Origin of the sequence: Streptomyces sp. NBC_00259 (assembly GCF_036181745.1) — a bacterium.
GTDB lineage: Bacteria > Actinomycetota > Actinomycetes > Streptomycetales > Streptomycetaceae > Streptomyces > Streptomyces pratisoli.
In genome coordinates this window covers 2,024,273-2,044,538 of record NZ_CP108080.1, presented here as the reverse complement: position 1 = coordinate 2,044,538, position 20,266 = coordinate 2,024,273, and the positions used below count along the sequence as shown (strand labels likewise).

General features: G+C 71.0%; 20 protein-coding genes. 14 read left to right on the top strand and 6 right to left on the bottom strand.

Going from position 1 to position 20,266, the window contains the following annotated elements:
* Positions 1-67 precede the first annotated feature (67 nt).
* Positions 68-1,699, top strand: coding sequence for a GMC oxidoreductase (locus OG766_RS09205; protein WP_328724995.1), 1,632 nt, complete (start codon positions 68-70; stop codon positions 1,697-1,699).
* Here OG766_RS09205 and OG766_RS09200 read toward each other — a convergent pair.
* The gene (locus tag OG766_RS09200) at positions 1,687-3,483 is read right to left on the bottom strand and encodes an AMP-dependent synthetase/ligase (RefSeq protein ID WP_266374786.1); all 1,797 of its coding nucleotides are present in this window, start codon (positions 3,481-3,483) and stop codon (positions 1,687-1,689) included. The genes OG766_RS09205 and OG766_RS09200 overlap by 13 nt on opposite strands.
* 236 nt (positions 3,484-3,719) lie before the next feature.
* On the opposite strand from OG766_RS09200, the gene OG766_RS09195 reads away from it, so the two are divergent.
* From OG766_RS09195 to OG766_RS09170, 6 genes are all read left to right on the top strand, one after another.
* Positions 3,720-4,481: a metallophosphoesterase family protein gene (locus OG766_RS09195; RefSeq protein ID WP_328724994.1), complete on the top strand. Its 762-nt coding sequence runs from the start codon at positions 3,720-3,722 to the stop codon at positions 4,479-4,481.
* Positions 4,482-4,545: 64 nt separating this feature from the next.
* Positions 4,546-4,995, top strand: a complete 450-nt coding sequence (locus OG766_RS09190) for an SRPBCC family protein (protein ID WP_266374790.1) — start codon at positions 4,546-4,548, stop codon at positions 4,993-4,995.
* A 10-nt stretch (positions 4,996-5,005) separates the two neighbouring features.
* Entirely contained in the window at positions 5,006-6,376 is a 1,371-nt protein-coding gene (locus OG766_RS09185) for an ArsA family ATPase (protein WP_266374792.1), read from the top strand.
* Positions 6,377-6,472: 96 nt separating this feature from the next.
* A complete protein-coding gene (locus OG766_RS09180) occupies positions 6,473-6,937 on the top strand; it encodes a DUF5304 domain-containing protein (protein ID WP_266374794.1) in 465 nt (154 codons plus the stop codon).
* Between the two features lie 61 nt (positions 6,938-6,998).
* A complete protein-coding gene (locus tag OG766_RS09175; protein ID WP_266374796.1) occupies positions 6,999-7,940 on the top strand; it encodes an ROK family glucokinase in 942 nt (313 codons plus the stop codon).
* Between the two features lie 311 nt (positions 7,941-8,251).
* The gene (locus OG766_RS09170) at positions 8,252-9,016 is read left to right on the top strand and encodes an endonuclease/exonuclease/phosphatase family protein (protein ID WP_266374798.1); all 765 of its coding nucleotides are present in this window, start codon (positions 8,252-8,254) and stop codon (positions 9,014-9,016) included.
* Positions 9,017-9,106: 90 nt separating this feature from the next.
* On the opposite strand, the gene OG766_RS09165 is transcribed toward OG766_RS09170, so the two are convergent.
* Positions 9,107-9,736, bottom strand: a complete 630-nt coding sequence (locus OG766_RS09165) for a hypothetical protein (RefSeq protein ID WP_266374800.1) — start codon at positions 9,734-9,736, stop codon at positions 9,107-9,109.
* Positions 9,729-10,508 (bottom strand): alpha/beta hydrolase, encoded by a 780-nt coding sequence (locus OG766_RS09160; protein ID WP_266374802.1) that lies wholly within the window; start codon positions 10,506-10,508, stop codon positions 9,729-9,731. Before OG766_RS09160 ends, OG766_RS09165 begins: the two co-directional genes overlap by 8 nt.
* Before the next feature lie 187 nt (positions 10,509-10,695).
* Here OG766_RS09160 and OG766_RS09155 point away from each other — a divergent pair, with 187 nt between their 5' ends.
* From OG766_RS09155 to OG766_RS09140, 4 genes are all read left to right on the top strand, one after another.
* A complete protein-coding gene (locus OG766_RS09155) occupies positions 10,696-11,532 on the top strand; it encodes a lysophospholipid acyltransferase family protein (protein WP_328724993.1) in 837 nt (278 codons plus the stop codon).
* A 47-nt stretch (positions 11,533-11,579) separates the two neighbouring features.
* Entirely contained in the window at positions 11,580-12,806 is a 1,227-nt protein-coding gene (gene macS / locus OG766_RS09150) for a MacS family sensor histidine kinase (protein ID WP_266374804.1), read from the top strand.
* On the top strand, positions 12,807-13,478 hold the full coding sequence (locus OG766_RS09145) for a response regulator (protein ID WP_266374806.1): 672 nt from the start codon (positions 12,807-12,809) through the stop codon (positions 13,476-13,478). It abuts the gene before it with no gap.
* A 136-nt stretch (positions 13,479-13,614) separates the two neighbouring features.
* Positions 13,615-14,643 (top strand): 6-phosphofructokinase, encoded by a 1,029-nt coding sequence (locus OG766_RS09140; RefSeq protein WP_266374808.1) that lies wholly within the window; start codon positions 13,615-13,617, stop codon positions 14,641-14,643.
* A 319-nt stretch (positions 14,644-14,962) separates the two neighbouring features.
* Here OG766_RS09140 and OG766_RS09135 read toward each other — a convergent pair whose 3' ends face one another.
* Positions 14,963-16,891: an anthranilate synthase family protein gene (locus tag OG766_RS09135; RefSeq protein ID WP_328724990.1), complete on the bottom strand. Its 1,929-nt coding sequence runs from the start codon at positions 16,889-16,891 to the stop codon at positions 14,963-14,965.
* A 101-nt stretch (positions 16,892-16,992) separates the two neighbouring features.
* Entirely contained in the window at positions 16,993-17,049 is a 57-nt protein-coding gene (locus tag OG766_RS36725; protein WP_078513512.1) for a trp operon leader peptide, read from the bottom strand.
* 107 nt (positions 17,050-17,156) lie between these two features.
* Between OG766_RS36725 and OG766_RS09130 the strand changes: the two genes are divergently transcribed.
* Positions 17,157-18,503: a class II 3-deoxy-7-phosphoheptulonate synthase gene (locus OG766_RS09130; protein ID WP_266378110.1), complete on the top strand. Its 1,347-nt coding sequence runs from the start codon at positions 17,157-17,159 to the stop codon at positions 18,501-18,503.
* 169 nt (positions 18,504-18,672) lie between these two features.
* Positions 18,673-18,945 (top strand): (2Fe-2S)-binding protein, encoded by a 273-nt coding sequence (locus OG766_RS09125; RefSeq protein ID WP_266374812.1) that lies wholly within the window; start codon positions 18,673-18,675, stop codon positions 18,943-18,945.
* A gap of 25 nt (positions 18,946-18,970) precedes the next feature.
* Here OG766_RS09125 and bfr read toward each other — a convergent pair whose 3' ends face one another.
* Complete coding sequence (gene bfr / locus OG766_RS09120) at positions 18,971-19,450, bottom strand: bacterioferritin (protein WP_266374813.1); 480 nt, start codon at positions 19,448-19,450, stop codon at positions 18,971-18,973.
* Between the two features lie 157 nt (positions 19,451-19,607).
* On the opposite strand from bfr, the gene OG766_RS09115 reads away from it, so the two are divergent.
* A complete protein-coding gene (locus tag OG766_RS09115) occupies positions 19,608-20,240 on the top strand; it encodes a sulfite oxidase-like oxidoreductase (RefSeq protein WP_266374814.1) in 633 nt (210 codons plus the stop codon).
* Positions 20,241-20,266: the final 26 nt, after the last annotated feature.

Below are 20,266 nucleotides of genomic sequence, written 5' to 3'. Positions count from 1 at the left end.
CGTGCCCGCGAAAAAAGCTTCACGCGGTGGATAGGCGGAACCGAAAAGTCCGCACATGCTGCGCACCATGACACCACATCTGACGCGCCGTCACTTACTGGGTCTCGGCGCCCTCCAGACCGCCGCCGCGCTCGGCCTCACGCGCATCACGGCCACCCCCGCACAGGCCGCGCAGAGAGATCGGGCCGCGCAGGCCACCGACCACACCCCCGCTCTCGTCATCGGCTCCGGATACGGCGCCGCCGTCACCGCCCTTCGCCTCGGCGAGGCCGGAATCCCCACCCTCGTACTCGAGATGGGCCGGCTCTGGGACACCCCGGGCCCCGACGGAAAGCTGTTCTGCGCCACCGGCGCCCCGGACCACCGCTCCATGTGGTTCCGCACCCGCACCGAGGCCCCGCTCGCGCAGTTCCTCTGGCTCGACGTCGTCAACAAGGACATCAGCCCCTACCCCGGCGTGCTCGACCGCGTCCGCTTCGCCAACATGTCCGTCTACGTGGGGCGCGGCGTCGGCGGCGGGTCCCTCGTCAACGGCGGCATGGCCGTCACCCCGGAACGCGCGTACTTCACCGAGGTGCTGCCGACCGTCGACGCGAACGCGATGTACGACACGTACTTCCCGCGCGCCCGTCAGATGCTGGGCGTCAACACCATCGACCCGGCGTGGTTCGAGTCCACCGAGTGGTACCGCTTCACCCGGATCTCCCGCAAGCACGCCGCCAACACCGGCCTCGGGACGACCTTCGTGCCCAACGTCTACGACTTCGGCTACATGCAGCGCGAAGCCGCGGGCCAGGCCGTCAGGTCCGCCCTCGGCGGAGAGGTCATCTACGGCAACAACCACGGAAAGCGCAGCCTCGACAAGACGTATCTCGCCGCCGCGCTCGGCACCGGCAACGTCGCCATCGAGACCCTCCAACGGGCCCGCGCCGTACGAAGGCAGCCCGACGGCACGTACGTCGTCACCGCCGACCGCATCGACACGACCGGCAAGGTCGTCGCCACCCGCGACATCGGCTGCACCCGGCTCTTCCTCGGCGCCGGCAGCCTCGGCACCACCGAACTCCTGCTGCGCGCCCGGGAGTCGGGCACGCTGCCGGACCTCAGCGAGCACATCGGCAAGGGCTGGGGCACCAACGGCAACGTCATGACGGCCCGTGCCAACCACCTGTGGGACACCGTCGGCGCCAACCAGGCGACCATGCCGGTCATGGGCATCGACGACCGGTCCAACACCGCCAACCCGGTCTTCGCCGAGATCGCCCCGCTCCCGATGGGCTTCGAGCACTGGATCAGCCTCTACCTGGCGATCACGAGAAACCCCGAACGCGGCACCTTCACCTACGACGCCGCCACCGACTCCGCGCGACTCGACTGGTCACAGGCGCAGAGTCAGGTCTCCGTCAACGCGGCGAGGAAGCTCTTCGACCGCATCAACCTCAGGAACGCCACCATCTACCGGTACGACCTGTTCGGCGGCAACAAGACCTTCGCCGACGACTTCACGTACCACCCGCTCGGCGGCTGCGTGCTCGGCAGGGCCACCGACGACTACGGCCGGGTGCGCGGCGCCCCAGGGGTGTACGTCACCGATGGAGCCCTGATCCCGGGCTCCATCGGTGTCAATCCGTTCGTCACCATCACCGCGCTCGCCGAGCGCAACATGGCCCGCGTCCTGGCAGAGGACTACGCGCGGTAGATCGCCTCGATCTCGTCGGCGTAGTCCTTCGCCACCACATTCCGCTTCAGCTTCAGCGACGGCGTGATGTGGCCGGCCTCCTCCGTGAACTGGGAGGTGAGAATGCGGAATTTCCGCACCGATTCCGCCTTGGATACCGCGGCATTGCCCTCGTCCACCGCCCGCTGGATCTCCGCCAGCAGGTCTGCGTCGTCGCGCAGCGAAGCGGCCGTCGAACCGGCCGGCTTCCCGTTGTCGGCAGCCCAGCGGGCCAGGAACTCGTCGTCGATCGTGACCAGCGCGCCCACGAACGGCCGCCCGTCACCCACCACCATGCACTCCGCGACCAGCGCGTGAGCCCGGATACGGTCCTCGATGACCGCCGGGGCGACGTTCTTGCCGCCCGCCGTCACCAGGATCTCCTTCTTCCGGCCGGTGATCGCGAGATAGCCGTCCTCGTCGAGCGTGCCGATGTCACCGGTGTGGAACCAGCCGTCGGCCAGGGCCTCCGCCGTCGCCGCCTCGTTGTTCCAGTAGCCGGTGAAGATGTGCTCGCCGTGCAGCAGCACCTCGCCGTCGTCGGCGATCCGCACCACCGAACCCGGCAGCGGCTGCCCGACCGTACCGATCTTCTGCCGGTCCCACGGGTTGAACGCCGTCGCCGCACAGGACTCCGTGAGGCCGTAGCCCTCCAGCACGGTGAAGCCGATGCCGCGGAAGAAGTGACCGAGCCGCTCACCCAGCGGCGCACCGCCGGAGACCGCGAACTCGCCGCGTCCGCCCAGCACCGCACGCAGCTTGCTGTACACCAGCCGGTCGAACACCTTGTGCTTGAGCTTCAGCCCGAGCGGGGCGCCCTGCGGGGTGCCGATGGCGCGGCTGTACGCGATCGCCGTGTTCGCGGCCTTGTCGAAGATCTTGCCCTTGCCGTCCGCCTGGGCCTTCGCCCGCGCCGAGTTGTAGACCTTCTCGAAGACGCGCGGCACACCGAGGATCAGCGTCGGGCGGAAGGCCGCCAGCTCGTCGGTGAGGTTCTTGATGTCCGGAACGCAGCCGAGCTTGATCGGCGCCATCACGGACGCGATCTCGACCATGCGGCCGAAGACGTGCGCGGCCGGCAGGAAGAGCAGGACCGAGCTGTCACCGGTGCGGAACAGCGGCTTGAGCCGCTCGACCAGGTTGCCGCACTCCGCGAAGAACGCGCGGTGCGTGAGCACACAGCCCTTGGGGCGGCCCGTGGTGCCCGAGGTGTAGACGATCGTCGCCGGGTCGTCGGCCTTGGTGACCGCACCGCGCGCGTCGAGCGTCTCGTCCGAGACCTCCGCACCCGCCGCGGTCAGCCGGTCGATCGCGCCGTCCTCGATCTGCCAGACGTGCCGAAGGGCCGGCAGGCTCTCGCGTACGGACTCCACGGCCGCCGCGTGCGCCGGGCTCTCCACGATCACCGCGACCGCACCGGAGTCGCCGAGGATCCACTGCACCTGCTCGGCCGAGCTGGTCTCGTACACCGGCACGGTCACGCCGCCGGCGCTCCAGATCGCGAAGTCCAGCTGCACCCACTCGTAGCGGGTACGCGACATCAGGGCGACCCGGTCACCGGGGCTCACCCCGGCGGCGACGAGACCCTTCGCGGCCTCCCGCACCTCGGCGAGGAACTGTGTGGCGGTCACATCGGTCCAGGCACCGGCGACCTTTCTGCCCATGACCGCGACGTCGGGATGCTGCGTCGCGTTGCGGCGGATGAGATCCGTCAGATTGCCGTCCGTGGGGACCTCGTACAGGGCCGGAAGGCTGAACTCGCGCAAGACTGCTGCTCCTCATCGGGCGCCGGCGCCACGGCTCTGTGTGAACGCACCGGGGACTGCCCGGACGTTACCCATGAGTACTTGGTTCCGGATAGGGGCACCGGCCAGATGTTCCCTGCGTCACACCGCTGTGCCGCACCGTGGCGAACACTATTCCACCCTATGGACGGTTCGGCAGTAACCGCAGGTCCGGCCTCCTCTACCCACCGCTGCCCGACGACTCTAGGGTGATCACCATGCGAGTTCATGTGGTCAGTGACGTGCACGGCAACGCCGCGGACCTCGCCGGCGCGGGCGACGGGGCCGACGCCCTGATCTGCCTCGGTGACCTGGTGCTCTTCCTCGACTACGCCGACCACTCCCGCGGCATCTTCCCCGACCTCTTCGGCGTCGAGAACGCGGACCGTATCGTCGAACTGCGCACCGCCCGCCGCTTCGAGGAGGCCCGCGAGCTGGGCCGCCGGCTCTGGGCCGGACTCGACCGCGACGCCGCGATCCTCGCCGCCGTGCGCAAGCAGTACACGGAGATGTTCGCCGCGTTCCCCACCCCGACATACGCCACCTACGGCAATGTCGACATCCCGCACCTGTGGTCCGAGTACGCGCGCCCCGGCACCACCGTCCTCGACGGCCAGCGCGTCGAGCTGGACGGACTCGTCTTCGGCTTCGTCGGCGGCGGTCTGCGCTCCCCGATGCGCACGCCGTTCGAGATCTCCGACGAGGAGTACGCGGCGAAGGTCGAGGCCCTCGGCGAGGTCGACGTCCTGTGCACGCACATCCCGCCGGAGGTGCCCGAGCTGACGTACGACACGGTCGCCCGCCGCTTCGAGCGCGGCAGCCGGGCACTGCTCGACGCCATCCACCGGATCCGGCCCAGGTACTCCCTCTTCGGGCATGTGCACCAGCCGCTGGCGCGGCGCATGCGGATCGGCGCGACCGAGTGCGTGAACGTCGGGCACTTCGCGGCGACCGGGCGGCCGTGGGCCCTGGAATGGTGACGGGCCCGGTCACGATAGATTGCTGACCGCAACCCTGTCCGGAGATCACTGGAGGAGCCCGGCGATGGCGGAACACACCAGCTCGAGCATCACCATCGACGCGGCACCGGCCGATGTGATGGGGGTGATCTCCGACTTCGCGCGCTACCCGGAGTGGACCGGCGAGGTGAAGGAGACCGAGGTCCTGGAGAAGGACGACCAGGGCCGCGCCCTCCAGGTCCGGCTGGTGCTCGACGCCGGCGCGATCAAGGACGACCACACCCTGGCCTACACCTGGACCGGCGACAACCAGGTCTCCTGGACGCTGGTCAAGTCCCAGATGCTGCGCGCCCTGGACGGCTCCTACACACTGGCGCCGGTCGGCGGCGGCGAGCACACCGAGGTCACGTACCAGCTGACCGTCGACGTCAAGATCCCCATGCTCGGGATGATCAAGCGCAAGGCGGAGAAGGTCATCATCGACCGCGCCCTGGCCGGTCTGAAGAAGCGCGTCGAGTCCGGCCCGAAGGCCTGATCCCCCCTCCATGCGCACCGTCTTCGTCACCGGCACCGGCGGGGCCGGCCGGACCACCGTCGCCACCGCCCTCGCACTCGCCGGGGCGCGGCGGCGCGAACGGGTTCTGCTGCTGACCACCGAACCGGCCGACGCGCTCGCGGGAACCGGCGTGGCCGCGGGAGCCGGTGTCCCGGTCCGGGCCGGAGCCGATGTCCTGGCCCCGGGCGGACCCGATGTCCTGGCCTCGCCCGGAGCCGATGTCCTGGCCCCGGGCGGACCCGATGTCCTGGCCTCGCCCGGAGCCGATGTCCTGGCCCCGGGCGGACCCGATGTCCCGGTCCCGGCCGGACGCGATGTCCCGGTCCCGGCCGAAGACGACGCGGGCGTGACGGGTCTGACCGTCGTCCGCGTGGACTCCGACGCCGACTTCCGGCGCGAGTTCCTCAGCTTCCAGGACCGGGCCGACGCCGCCCTCGACCTGCTCGGGGCCGTCCCCCTGGAGGACGGGGAGCTCACGGAGCTGCCGGGCAGCGAACAGTTCGCGCTGCTCCGCGCCCTCAAGACGGCCACCGAGGGCGACCACGACCTCGTGGTCGTCGATCTTCCCCCGGTACGTCAGGCGATCGCCCTGCTCGCCCTCCCCGAGCAGCTGCGGCGCTACCTCCGGCGGCTGCTGCCCGTGGAACGGCAGGCCGCCCGCTCGCTACGCCCCGTGCTCGCCCAGCTCGCGGGCGTGCCGATGCCCGCGCAGTGGCTCTACGAGACGGCCGCCCGCTGGGACGCGGAGCTCGCCCTCGTCCAGGCGCTGGTCGAGAGCCCGGACACGTCGGTACGGCTGGTGGCCGAGCCCGGCTCCGCCGCGGCCGGTCGCGCCCTGCGCACGGCCCGGCTCGGGCTCGGCCTGCACGGCCCGGCCCTCGACATGGTGATCGCCAACCGGATCCTGCCGACCGGGTCCGCCGAACCCTTCCTCGCGGCGCTCTCGGGGCGGCAGCAGAGCGCGATCAAGGAGTGGCGCGAGGAGTTCGGCGGCATACCGGTCCAGGAGGTGCCCCACGCGGGGCACGACCCGCAGGAACTTGCCGACCTCGACGAGCTGATCGACGAGCCCACCGGCCGCACCTGCGACCCGGTCCCCGGGAAGGGCTGGACGGTCGAGGACCGCAGGGCCGACGACGGTGTGCTGGTCTGGCGGCTGCCGCTGCCCGGAGCCGTCAAGGAGCAGCTGCAGCTGGTCCGCCGGGACGACGAACTGTTCGTCACCGTCGGCCCGTTCCGCCGGATCCTCCCGCTGCCGTCCGTGCTGCGCCGCTGCACCGTCACCGGCGCCGGCCTCAGGGACGGCGAGCTCAGGGTCCGGTTCCTGCCGGATCCCGGCCTGTGGCCGAAGGGCCGCTGAGCCGCCGAAGGGCCGCTGAACCGCCGAGGAGCCGCTGAACCGTCCCCTGCCGTTCGGGTACCGTCGACGTACGAAGAACTTTCCTAGGAGTACGCCATGAGCGATGCCACCGAACGTCCCGCCGTCGACGCCGACGCATGGGCGACGGCGTGCGCCGAGGACCTGGCGGCGGAGCGGGCCCGCCGCCGCGAGGAGCACGGGCAGACCACCGGCACCGCGGGCGAGGAACTGCGCAAGCTCCTCGACGCGGTCGCCGACAAGGTCTCGTCGCTGCAGAACCCGCTGCTCGGCATGGCCGCGCAGGGAGCGGTGCAGCAGTTCATCAACCAGGCGAAGTCGGCCGTGGAGCCGGTCATCGAGCGCAACCCGCAGGTCTTCGACCATCTCGCGGCCGCGGGCAACGAGCTGCTGGCCGCGTACCGCTCCGCCGTGGAAGGGCAGGAGCGCCGCTGGACCCGGGGCGGGACGTCCGGCCGACCGGACCACCGCACGGACGGGACCGACCGTAACGACCGACGGGACGAGGGGCCCGGTCCGAGCGAGAAGATCGACCTGGACTGAGGCCAGGACTCCCTCCGGTACGGTTGGCCTTAGCGGGGCTCGACCGAAAACTGAGGGACACATGGGACTCACCATCGGCGTCGACATCGGCGGCACCAAGATCGCGGCCGGCGTGGTCGACGAAGAGGGCACCATTCTCGAGACACACACGGTGCCCACTCCGCCGACCGCCGAGGGCATCGTGGATGCGATCTGCGCGGCCGTCACCGGAGCCGGTAAGGGACACGACATCGAGGCAGTCGGCATCGGCGCCGCCGGCTACGTCGACGACAAGCGTGCCACCGTCCTCTTCGCACCGAACATCGACTGGCGGCACGAGCCGCTGAAGGACAAGGTCGAGCAGCGGGTCGGCCTCCCCGTCGTCGTGGAGAACGACGCGAACGCGGCGGCGTGGGGCGAGTACCGCTTCGGCGCGGGCCAGGGACACGACGACGTCATCTGCATCACGCTCGGCACCGGCCTCGGCGGCGGCATCATCATCGGCAACAAGCTGCGCCGCGGACGCTTCGGCGTGGCCGCGGAGTTCGGGCACATCCGGGTCGTTCCCGACGGTCTGCTGTGCGGCTGCGGCAGCCAGGGCTGCTGGGAGCAGTACGCGTCCGGACGCGCCCTCGTGCGGTACGCCCGCCAGCGCGCGATGGCGACGCCCGAGATGGCCGAGATCCTGCTCGGTCTCGGCGACGGCACCCCCGCCGGCATCGAGGGCAAGCACGTCAGCGCCGCGGCACGGCAGGGCGACAAGGTCGCGATCGACTCCTTCCGCGAACTGGCCCGCTGGGCCGGCGCGGGACTGGCCGACCTCGCGTCGCTCTTCGACCCCTCGGCGTTCATCGTCGGCGGCGGAGTCTCGGACGAGGGCGAACTGGTCCTCGACCCGATCCGCAAGTCCTTCCGGCGATGGCTGATCGGCGCCCAGTGGCGCCCGCACGCGCAGGTCCTCGCGGCGCAACTGGGCGGCAAGGCGGGCCTCGTCGGCGCGGCCGACCTGGCCAGGCAGGGCTGACACCCCACCGCACCCTTGCTTGCCCTGCGGGCGGGCGTGTTGACGGCTCTGGAGGCGACGCCTCCAGAGCCGCGCGGCTTTTCGGCCGTCTCCTCGGATGCCGGACGGGCCGGGAAGCGCGGTTCGTGCGGCCGGGTCTGTGGCGGGGGCTCGCGCTCTGCGGGCAGGTGTCGGTGGTTCCGCGGATGGCGTCTCCCCGAGGGTCCCCAGGGCTACGGCCGTGTGCTCGGACGCGGCTCCTGCGTGTGCGCCCGCCGCGGGCGACGCGGCGCGCCGGGCAACGGGGGCCGGGGCCCGTTATCTTGTGGCGCATGGTGACGTCCGAGACGCGACCGCTGCCCAATTCCCGCACCGAGTCCGACGGTTCAGCCGTCGTCCGCGCCCTCAGCTACAACATCCGCTCCCTGCGCGACGACGAGGACGCCCTCGCCCGCGTCATCCGCGCCTGCCGCCCCGACCTCGTCTTCATCCAGGAAGCCCCCCGCTTCTTCCGCTGGCGCAAGCACGCCGCACGCCTCGCCGCCAAGAGCGAGCTGGTGATGCTGGGCGGCGGCGCCACCGCCGCGGGCCCCCTGCTGCTGTGCTCGCTGCGGGCGACCGTCGAGCGCACCGAGGACGTGCTGCTGCCGCTCACCCCCGGCCTGCACCGCCGCGGCTTCGCCACCGCCGTCGTACGCTTCGGCCGCGCCCGCGTCGGACTGCTCAGCTGCCATCTGAGCCTGCAGAGCGACGAGCGCTACGCCCAGGCCGGGGTGCTGCTCGACCGCCTCGCCGCGATGGACGTGCCGTACGCGATCGCCGCGGGCGACATCAACGACCGGCCGGACGGGCGCGGCTTCCGGCGGCTCGCGGCCGGGCTCCAGGACTGCTGGGCGGTCAGCCCCTGGGGCGCCGAGTACACCTCGACGCCGGCCGACCCGCACCAGCGCATCGACGCGATCTTCGCCACCCAGGGCATCGAAGTCCTCGGCTGCGGCGTCCCACGGGGCCTCCCGGGCGTCGCGGAAGCCGATCTCACCGCAGCCACCGACCACCTCCCGGTGCTGGCGGCGCTGAGGATCCCCGCCACCGGCTGACCGGACCCACCGCGGCCCCGACGCTCCGGAGCCGACGCTGCCAGGGGCCGACGGTGCCAGGGGCCGCCGCCAGGGGCCGAAAGGCCGGCCCTAGACCACCGCGCCCCGCCCCGGATCGTCGTCGTCCTCGTCGTCCCCCTGCGACATCCGGGCCACGAGGGTGACGAAGCCCCCGAGGAAGCCGCCGACGCCGAGCGTCGTGAGCCACCACGTCATGTCCCACTGCAGGATCACGGCGAGCAGCAGCAGCACCGGGCCGCCGATCACGGCCAGCCAGGCGAACTTCGCGGTCGTGTCGGCCTCCGGCAGCGGCGGCGGCTCCGGCGGCACGAAGTGGCCCTCGTCGGTCTCGTCGAGGTCGTCGTCGCTCGCCTCGTCGACCTGGTAGTCACGCGGGCCCGCGCCCATGCCGACACCCGGCGCGAACACGATCGAGCCGCCGAGCGGCCGCTTCGGCCCCCGGTCGTCCTCCTCGCCGTCCCCGCCGTCCCCGCTGTGGTCGCCGGCCCCGTCGTCCTCGACGCCACGGCTCCCGGGCAGGTCGTTGAGCACCGGCTTCTGAAGACCCGCGAGGTCCTCCACCGACTTGAACGGCTTCGCCCCCGGCGGGTCCGCCGGCTCCTCTCCGTACCCGGCGACGATCGCCGCCCAGGCGGCTTCCTCGTCGATGGGCTGCGGCTCCGGATCCCGCTCCCGGTCCGCGTCGTGCTGCTCAGCCACCTGTCGTGCTTCCCTTCTTGCCGACGCTCGGAGCGAGGCGGCCGATGAACGCGTGGCTCTCCTCGAAAATCCGCTCCGCGTCGTGGTCCAACGTCGCCACGTGGTAGCTCTGTTCCAGCAGGACCTCCCGGACGTCCGTCGAGGAGACCCGGCCGAGGATCCTGGCGGAGTCCGCGGGCGGCACCACATGGTCCTGCGGGCTGTGCAGCAGCAGCATCGGCTGGGTGACCTGCGGCAGCTCACCGTCGACCAGACGGAAGAAGTTCCGCACGGAATGCGCGGCGTGCAGCGGCACCCGGTCGTAGCCGACCTCCTCCACGCCCTCCTTGGCGATGTCGCTCGTCAGCCCCTTCGTGGTCCGGACGAAGTGGCGGGCCACGGGCAGCGCGTACGCCGAGAGTCCGTGCACCTTGTTCGCCGGGTTGACGACGACGATGCCGCTGATCGCATCGCCGTGCTTGGCCGCCAGCCGCAGGGTCAGCGCGCCGCCCATGGAGAGCCCGAAGACGAAGACCTGGCTGCACTGCTCGCGCAGCGTCCGCAGCTCCCGGTCCACCTCCGCGTACCAGTCCTGCCAGCCGGTGAGCGCCATGTCCTGCCAGCGGGTGCCGTGTCCGGGGAGCAGCGGCAGCGACACGGTCAGATCCCGCGCCGCCAGATACTCCGCCCACGGGCGCAGCGACTGCGGGGAACCGGTGAATCCATGACAGAGAAGGACGCCGATCTCGCCACCCTCGTGGCGGTACGGCTCGGCTCCAGGAAGGACCGGCACCGGGGTCTCCTTTCAGGGGCCCGGGGAACGTCCCCCCGGTAGGCAAACTCACCGTACGCGACCGGACTGACACCGACCAGGGCCGACGGCCACCCAGCACGGGCCCGGGGAGGAGAGGGCAGACGTCGCACGGGTTAAGGTCTTTTCGACGGATACCAGGAAGGCACTCGAGTTGATCTACGGCGCAATGAAGTTCTCCATCGGAGGGTCACTGAAGCTCGCCTTCAGGCCGTGGGTGGAGGGCCTCGAGAACATTCCCGCCGAGGGGCCGGCGATCCTCGCGAGCAACCACCTGTCCTTCTCGGACTCCTTCTTCCTCCCCGCGGTCCTGGACCGCAAGGTCACCTTCATCGCCAAGGCCGAGTACTTCACCTCCCCGGGAATCAAGGGCAAGCTCACGGCGGCCTTCTTCAAGGGCGTCGGCCAGTTGCCGGTGGACCGTTCCGGCGCGCGCGGCGCGGGCGAGGCCGCCATCAAGAGCGGCATCGAGGTCATCGAGCGCGGTGAGCTGTTCGGCATCTACCCGGAGGGCACCCGCTCGCCGGACGGCCGGCTCTACCGCGGCAAGCCGGGCGGCCTCGCACGCGTGGCGCTCGCCACCGGTGCGCCCGTCATCCCGGTCGCGATGATCGACACCGAGAAGATCCAGCCGCCCGGCAAGGTCATCCCCAAGCTGATGCGCCCGGGGATCCGGATCGGCAAGCCGCTCGACTTCAGCCGCTATCACGGCATGGAGCACGACCGCTTCATCCTGCGCTCGGTGACCGACGAGGTCATGTACGAGATCATGAAGCTTTCCGGCCAGGAGTACGTGGACGTCTACGCCACGGCGGCCAAGCGGCAGATCGCGGACGCGGAGAAGGCCGCGAAGGAAGCGGAGAAGGCCGCCAAGGCCGTCAAGGAGGCCGCGGCCGCGCAGGACGCGCAGGACGCGAAGGACTCGAAGGACGCGAAGGACGCCAAGGACTCGAAGGACGCGGGCACGACGGACACGGGCACGACGGAACGGGACGGCGCACACTAGCGTCGTCGGTCCACGGGTGTCCGGGACTGGTTGGGGGGATCGGGGGCATGGCCAAGCGCGAGCGGGTCGTCCGCATGTCGGTGGAGCTGCCGCTGTGGCGCGCGCTGACGGCGTACCGCGTGCTGACGATGGGCTACGCCGTCGCCCTCTTCCTCTTCGCGCGGGACAAGTACGAGCGCCCCTGGGTGGCCGTGGGCTTCCTCGCCGTGATGGTCCTCTGGACGTTCGCCACCCTCCCCAGGGTGGCGAACGCCACCGCGTGCACCCGGCGTTTCCTCGTCGCCGACCTCACCATCGCCCTCACCGGAATCCTGCTCACCCCGCTCGCCGACGAGCAGGCGCAGCAGATGGACGGTCCGACGCTGCCTTCGATCTGGACGGCGGGATCGGTCCTCGCGTTCGCGATCAAGGGCGGCTGGCGCTGGGCGGGCTTCGCGTCCTCCCTGGTCGCCGTCGCCAACATCATCGAGCGCGGTGAGCCCAGCCGGGACACCTTCCACAACGTCCTGCTGGTGTGGGTCGCCTCCATCGCGATCGGCTACGTCGTCGAGGTCGCCCGTGCGTCCGAGCGCACGCTGGCCCGCGCCCTGGAGATCGAGGCGGCCACCCGGGAGCGGGAGCGGCTGGCCCGCGACATCCACGACAGCGTGCTCCAGGTACTGGCCATGGTGCAGCGGCGCGGCACCGCGCTCGGCGGTGAGGCGGCGGAACTCGGCCGGATGGCGGGCGAGCAGGAGATCGCCCTGCGCACCCTGGTCGCCGGCGGTCTGCTGCCCGCGTCGCGGGTGTCGGAGGACGAGACGCAGGGCGCGGTCGTCCGGGTCGTGGAGGAACCGGAGGGCCCGGACGGACCGGCCGCCGCGGTCCCGTGCGACCTGCGCACGCTCCTTGCGCCGCACGCCGGATGCCGGGTGACCCTGTCCGAGCCCGGCGCCCCGGTGCTGCTGCCGCCGCACTCGGCGAAGGAGCTCGCGGCCGCTGTCGGTGCCGCCCTGGACAATGTCCGCAGGCACGTCGGCGACGACGCACGGGCCTGGATCCTGGTCGAGGACTGGCCGGACGAGGTGATCGTCACGGTCCGGGACGACGGGCCGGGCATCCCGGACGGGCGGCTCGCCCAGGCGGAGGGGGAGGGGCGGCTCGGTGTCGCGCTCTCGATCCGCGGCCGGCTGCGGGACATAGGCGGCACGGCGGAGCTGATCTCGGTGCCGGGGCAGGGTACGGAAGTCGAGTTGAAGGTCCCGCGGGGGACTCGGGGGAAGGCGGACGGATAGATGAGCGAGCAGCCGATCAGGGTGATGGTGGTCGACGACCACCCGATGTGGCGGGACGCCGTCGCACGCGATCTGGCCGAGTCCGGCTACGACGTGGTGGCCACGGCGGGCGACGGGCCGCAGGCGGTGCGCAGGGCCGGTGCCGTCGGGCCCGATGTGCTCGTCCTCGATCTGAACCTGCCCGGGATGCCGGGCGTCCAGGTCTGCAAGGAGCTGGTGGGGGCGAACCCGGCCCTGCGGGTCCTGGTGCTGTCCGCGAGCGGTGAGCACGCCGACGTCCTGGAGGCGGTCAAGTCCGGGGCGACGGGCTATCTGCTGAAGTCGGCCAGCACCGAGGAACTGGTGGATGCCGTGCGGCGCACCGCCGCCGGCGACCCGGTCTTCACCCCCGGCCTGGCCGGACTGGTCCTCGGGGAGTACCGGCGGCTGGCCACCGAGCCCGTGGCGGCCGCGGGGCCCGACGAGCCGAAGGCGCCGCAGCTCACCGAGCGGGAGACGGAGGTGCTGCGGCTGGTCGCCAAGGGCCTCTCGTACAAGCAGATCGCCGAGCGTCTGGTCATCTCGCACCGCACGGTGCAGAACCATGTGCAGAACACGCTGGGGAAGCTGCAGCTGCACAACCGCGTGGAGCTCGTGCGGTACGCGATAGAGCGCGGCCTCGACGACGCCTGACACTCGATCGAGTGAACGGCTGGACGTCAACTGCCGTCCCCGTGCCGGGAATTCACCTTTCGTACCGTCCCGTAGTGACCTGGGTCACTACTAGCGTGGCTCCCATATGTCACCAGCGACGGCGAAGGGACCTTCCATGCGCGTCGGAGTACTGACCGGGGGCGGCGACTGCCCCGGCCTCAACGCGGTCATCCGCGGCATCGTCCGCAAGGGCGTGCAGGAGTACGGATTCGAGTTCACCGGCTACCGGGACGGCTGGCGCGGGCCGCTGGAGGGCGACGCGGTCCGGCTGGACATCCCCGCCGTGCGCGGCATCCTGCCGCGCGGAGGCACCATCCTCGGCTCCTCCCGCACCAACCCCCTCAAGGTGGAGAACGGGATCCGCCGGATCAAGGAGAACCTCGCCAAGCAGGAGGTAGAGGCGCTGATCGCGATCGGCGGCGAGGACACCCTCGGCGTCGCCGCCCGGCTCTCCGACGAGTACGGCGTCAACTGCGTGGGCGTGCCGAAGACCATCGACAACGATCTGTCCGCCACGGACTACACCTTCGGCTTCGACACGGCCGTGGGCATCGCGACGGAGGCCATCGACCGGCTGCACACCACGGCGGAGTCCCATATGCGGGTCCTGGTCGTCGAGGTGATGGGCCGTCACGCGGGATGGATCGCGCTGCACTCGGGGCTGGCGGGCGGGGCCAACGTCATCCTCATCCCGGAGCAGCGGTTCGACGTCGACCAGGTCTGCGCGTGGGTCACGTCGCGCTTCCGCGCCTCGTACGCGCCGATCGTGGTGGTCGCGGAGGGCGCGATGCCCAAGGACGGCGAGATGGTCCTCAAGGACGGGACGCTCGACTCGTTCGGGCACGTCCGGCTGTCGGGGGTCGGCGAGTGGCTGGCCAAGGAGATCGAGAAGCGCACCGGCAAGGAGGCCAGGACGACGGTCCTCGGCCACGTCCAGCGCGGCGGCACGCCCAGCGCCTTCGACCGCTGGCTGGCGACCCGCTTCGGCCTCCACGCGATCGACGCGATCCGCGACCACGACTACGGCAAGATGGTCGCCCTCCGCGGCACGGACATCGTCCGTGTCCCGATCGCCGAGGCGACGGCGAAGCTGAAGACGGTGGACCCGTCGCTCTACAAGGAGGTCGGCGTCTTCTTCGGCTGACTCCTGCCCCCGAGCCCCCACCCCTGCGGGCCGCACCTCGAGCGGCCCGCAGGTCCTCGCCCATGCGAACGCGTGCGCCTCGCACCGCGCCGGCCCCGGGCTCTGACGGGCCCTGCCCGTGTGGACCGCGTGCGCTTCGCGCCGCGCCCGGCCACGGTCTCGCTTCTCGCACTCCCCGACCGTTGTGGGCATGCGTTCCGCGGGGCGGAACGGGTGGGCACAACCCCCGGCGCCGGGTGCCCGTCGGTGGGCGATGCCGTGTGTACGCGTCCCCCGGCGCCGGGGGCCCAGGAAGCCCGTACTCGTACCCCGTACCCCGCTACGCGAGCCGCTCGCGGACCAGCCCCTCCAGCAGGCCCCGCACGATCTCCGGGCCGCGCAGCGTCAGGACCGACTCCGGGTGGAACTGGATGCCCGCGAAGCCGGCGCCCCGAAGAGCGTGGACCTCGCCGGTCGGGAGGTCGCGGCTCAGCTCCACGCCCCGCGCCGACAAGGCGGCCGCCGTCGACTCGTCGCAGACCGCCGTGAAGCTGTTGTAGAAGCCGACCGTCTCCTCACGGCCGAACAGATCGATGCCCACCTGCGCGCCCTGGAACGGCGCGTCCTTGCGGGCGATGCGCAGACCCAGTTCCGACGCGATCAGCTCGTGGCCGAGGCACACCCCCAGCAGCCCGCCCCGGTGCCCCCGCACCAGCTCCGCGGTCAGCGACCGCAGCACCCGCATCTTGGGATCGGCCGCGTCCGACGGATCGCCGGGCCCCGGACCCAGGACCACCGGCCCCTCATGGGCCAGCGCGGCCTCCCGCACCCCCGGCTCGTCGTAGCGGCGTACGGTCACCGCCAGCCCCGCCCCCCGCAGCAGATGGGCCAGCATCGCGGTGAACGTGTCCTCGCCGTCCACCACGAGGGCGTGGCCGGTGACCCGCTCCGGCAGGGACTGCATCCGCAGCCAGAACGGAGCCAGGTCCGCCCGCCGGGCGTCCAGCGCCTCCCGCACCCGGGGGTCGTCCGCCAGCCGTGGCCGCGCCGACTCCTCCCGGTCCTGCCCCGGACGCACCCCCAGCGCGGCCAGCACCCCCGCCGCCTTGGTGTGCGTCTCGGCCACCTCGGACAGCGGGTCCGAGTGGCGGACCAGCGTGGCGCCGACCGGGACGCGCACCTCACCCGTGGCCGAGATGTCGGCGGTACGGATCAGGATCGGCGAGTCCAGGGTCTGCGCGCCGCCCGCGTCCCGCCCCAGCAACGCCAGCGCGCCCGCGTAGTACCCGCGCCCCCCGTCCTCGTACCGCTCGATGACCCGGCACGCGTTCTGCACCGGCGATCCGGTGACCGTCGCCGCGAACATCGTCTCGCGCAGCACCTCGCGGACGTCGAGCGAGGAGCGCCCGCGCAGCTCGTACTCGGTGTGCGCGAGATGGGCCATCTCCTTCAGCCGGGGCCCGATGACGACGCCGCCCATGTCGCCGACCGTGCACATCATCTTGAGTTCCTCGTCGACGACCATGGAGAGCTCGTCGGTCTCCTTGCGGTCGGCGAGGAAGTCCAGCAGGCCGGAAGCCGTCGGTCCGGACGCCGGATAGCGGTACGTGCCGCTGATCGGGTTCATGACGATCGTGCCGCCGGACATCCGGACGTGCACCTCCGGGCTCGCGCCGACCAGTACGCGCCCACCCGTCTCCCCCGCCGCTGCGGGCCCCTTCCCACCGCCGGTGTGCACGACGAACGTCCAGTACGCGCCGCGCTCCGCGGTGAGCAGCCGCCGGAACAGGGCGAGGGCGTCGGCCCGGCCGAAGCCCGGGATCTCGCCGGTGAACGTCCGCCGGATGACGAAGTTCGCACCCTCCCCGCGCCCGATCTCGTCCTCGACGACCCGCCGGACGGTCTCCGCGTACTCCTCGTCGCCGACGTCGAAGCCCCCTCCCTCGACGCGCACCTCATGCGCCGGGAGCCGGTCGAGCGCCTCCTCCAGCGGGATCTCGAAGCACTCCTCGGCGACCAGGACGGACAGTGGGGTGCCGTCGTCGCGTACGTCGAAGCCGCGTTCCCTGATCTGCCGGAACGGCACCAGCGCGAGCGAGGGGAGATCGCCGACCGGGATGTCGGCGAGCCGTTCGGCCTCTTCGATCCGGCCGGTCAGCACTTCGACGGTGTCGTGGTCGCGGCCCGGGGTGCGCCTGCGCAGCAGGGCGAACGGCGGCGCGGCGGGGTCGTCCAGCAGTCTGCCGATGATGTGCGTCCGTGGGTGCATGCGTGGGTTCCTTCCAGGTGAAGTGGAGAGGAACGGCCCGCGGAGACACGAGAAAGGCCGCCCCTCGGGCGGCCTTCGCGATTCCTGTTGCGCGCGATCGGTCAGTGGGCCGCCGGATGAGCGGTCCACCACCAGTTCTGGGTCGTCTGCGCGAACATGCCCGGAACCCTACCCCAGGAACAGGGGTCAGGCCGTACGAGCCGTCTCACTCTCTGGGCCGCGACATGGACAGCGCTGTTCACCCCGTAATGTGGTGAGGGTGACCGTGAACGCTAAGTCCACCGCAACCGGTGGCAACACCTGGCGAAACCTGCCCGCGGCGCAGCAGCCCGAGTACCCCGATGCCGAGGCTCTGCGCGATGTGATCGCGGACCTCGAGTCGTATCCGCCGCTCGTCTTCGCGGGCGAGTGCGACCAGCTGCGCGCCCGGTTGGGAGCCGTCGCCAAGGGCGAGGCGTTCCTGCTCCAGGGCGGCGACTGCGCCGAGGCGTTCGACGCGGTGTCCGCCGACCACATCCGTAACAAGCTCAAGACCCTGCTCCAGATGGGTGCGGTGCTCACGTACGCCGCGTCCGTGCCGGTCGTGAAGGTCGGCCGGATCGCCGGTCAGTACTCCAAGCCGCGCTCCAAGCCGACGGAGACCCGTGACGGCGTGACGCTCCCGACCTACCGGGGCGACTCCGTCAACGGCTTCGACTTCACCGAAGAGGCCCGCGTCCCGGACCCCGAGCGGCTGAAGCGGATGTACCACGCCTCGGCGTCGACGCTGAACCTGGTGCGCGCCTTCACCACCGGCGGCTACGCCGACCTGCGCCAGGTGCACGCCTGGAACCAGGACTTCGTGAAGTCCTCCCCGTCCGGGCAGCGCTACGAGCAGCTCGCGCGCGAGATCGACAACGCGCTGAACTTCATGAAGGCCTGCGGCACCGACCCGGCCGAGTTCCGCACCGTCGAGTTCTACGCCTCGCACGAGGCCCTGCTGCTGGACTACGAGTCGGCGCTGACCCGCGTCGACTCCCGCACCGGGAATCTGTACGACGTCTCGGGCCACATGGTCTGGATCGGTGAGCGCACCCGCCAGCTGGACGGCGCGCACATCGAGTTCGCGTCGAGGATCCGCAACCCCATCGGCGTGAAGCTCGGCCCGTCGACGACGGTCGACGAGGCGCTGCAGTACATCGACAGGCTGGACCCGGAGCGCGAGCCCGGCCGGCTGACCTTCGTCGTCCGCATGGGCGCCGACAAGGTCAGGGACCGGCTCCCGGAGCTGGTCGAGAAGGTCACGGCCTCCGGTGCCACGGTGGCCTGGGTGACCGACCCGATGCACGGCAACACCTTCGAGGCGGCCTCCGGCCACAAGACGCGCCGCTTCGACGACGTGCTCGACGAGGTCAAGGGCTTCTTCGAGGTCCACAAGGCGCTGGGCACCCACCCGGGCGGCATCCACGTGGAGCTCACCGGTGACGACGTCACCGAGTGCGTGGGCGGCGGCGACGAGATCTTCGTCGACGATCTGCACCAGCGGTACGAGACGGCGTGCGACCCCCGCCTCAACCGCAGCCAGTCGCTCGACCTGGCGTTCCTGGTGGCGGAGATGTACCGCGACCAGTGATCGCAGCGCTCAGCGACGACTCATGACTGTGGGGCGCGGATCCATGTGATCCGCGCCCCACAGTCATATCCCGGGCTTTTATGACCCGCGGTCGGCGGGTAAGGTTAGGTTAGCCTCACCGAGAAGTCGGGACGGCACCCATGAACGATCCCGCCGGGAGGTGAACCGCGTGTACGTCTGCTCGTGCTTCGGCATCACGGAGAAGCAGGTCAAGGAGCACGCGGAGGCGGGTGCCTGCACGCCCCGCCAGATTGCTTCGGTCTCCAAGGCCGGCACCGATTGCGGTTCGTGCGTGCGCCGTATCCAGGGCCTCCTCGGCCGTGGTGCCTGCCCGCGCCGCGAACTGCTCGAGCAGGGCAACGGCGCCGCCGTACTGGCCGAGGACGTGACCCCGGACGCTCTGGAGACCGTCTCTCCGGGTCGGCTGCGCGAAGCGGCCTAGCGGTCCTGCGTCTCCCGGCGCGCGGTCAGCTCTCCGGCTGCTCGATCAGCTGCGCGATGTAGAGCGCCTCGCCGAGCTTCTCGACCAGTTCGAGCTGGGTGTCGAGATAGTCGATGTGGTGCTCCTCGTCGGCCAGGATCGACTCGAAGATGTTCGCGGACGTGATGTCGCCCTTGTTCCGCATGATCTCGATGCCGCGCCGCAGCCGGTCGATGGCCTCGACCTCGACCTGCCGGTCCGCCTGGAACATCTCGGTGACCGTCTGGCCGACCCGCACATGGAACAGCCGCTGGTAGTTCGGCAGGCCCTCCAGGAACAGGATCCTGTCGGTCAGCACCTCGGCGTGCTTCATCTCGTCGAACGACTCGGCCCGGGTGTACTTGGCGAGCTTCGTCCAGCCGAAGTTCTCCTGCATCTTCGCGTGCAGGAAGTACTGGTTGATCGCGGTCAACTCGGCAGTCAGCTGCTCATTGAGGAACTCGATGACCTCGGGGTCGCCCTGCATCGCAGAGGCTCCTTCCGCGCGTGTGACTCGGGCAGGATGGCCGCATCCTCGCACCGTGATCGTTGAGCCGTCCAGTAAGTGCCTCCTTAGTAGGAGTTGCCCGAATCGGCTCAGACCTGGTCATGACCACCCCTCCTGGTCTGTCACCATTGAGGGCATGGGTCAGCCGGAGAGCCGGGAACACCGGGCGTCAGAACAGTCCGAGCTTCCTCCGGGGCAGCGACTGCAGCGCGGCTGGCCGGTCACCCATTACGGCCCCGTCCCCAAGTTCAAGCCGGAGCGCTGGGAATTCCGGGTCTTCGGCGCCACCGCGGACGGCGACAAGCACTGCTGGAACCACGAGGAGTTCTCGGCCCTGCCGTTCTCGACGGTCGTCGCCGATCTCCACTGCGTGACGAAATTCAGCATGCTCGGGGCCGAATGGGGCGGGGTGCCCGCCCGGACGATCCTCGACCTGGCCCCGCCGGCCCCGGCCGCCACCCACGTCATGGTCTGGGCCGAATACGGTTTCAGCGCCAATCTGCGCCTCTCCGACTTCCTCTCCGAGCGCACGATCTTCGCCACCCACAAGGACGGTGAGCTGCTCACCGCCGAGCACGGCTTCCCGCTGCGCCTGGTCGTACCGCACCTGTACGCCTGGAAGGGCCCGAAGTGGGTGCGGGGCATCGAGTACATGACCGCCGACCGCCGCGGCTTCTGGGAGGAGCGGGGCTATCACAACCTCGGCGACCCCTGGCGCGAGCAGCGCTACTCGTACCAGGAGCAGCCGGGCGACGGGCCCGAGTTCTGACCGGGGCCGAGTCCTGACCGGGTCCA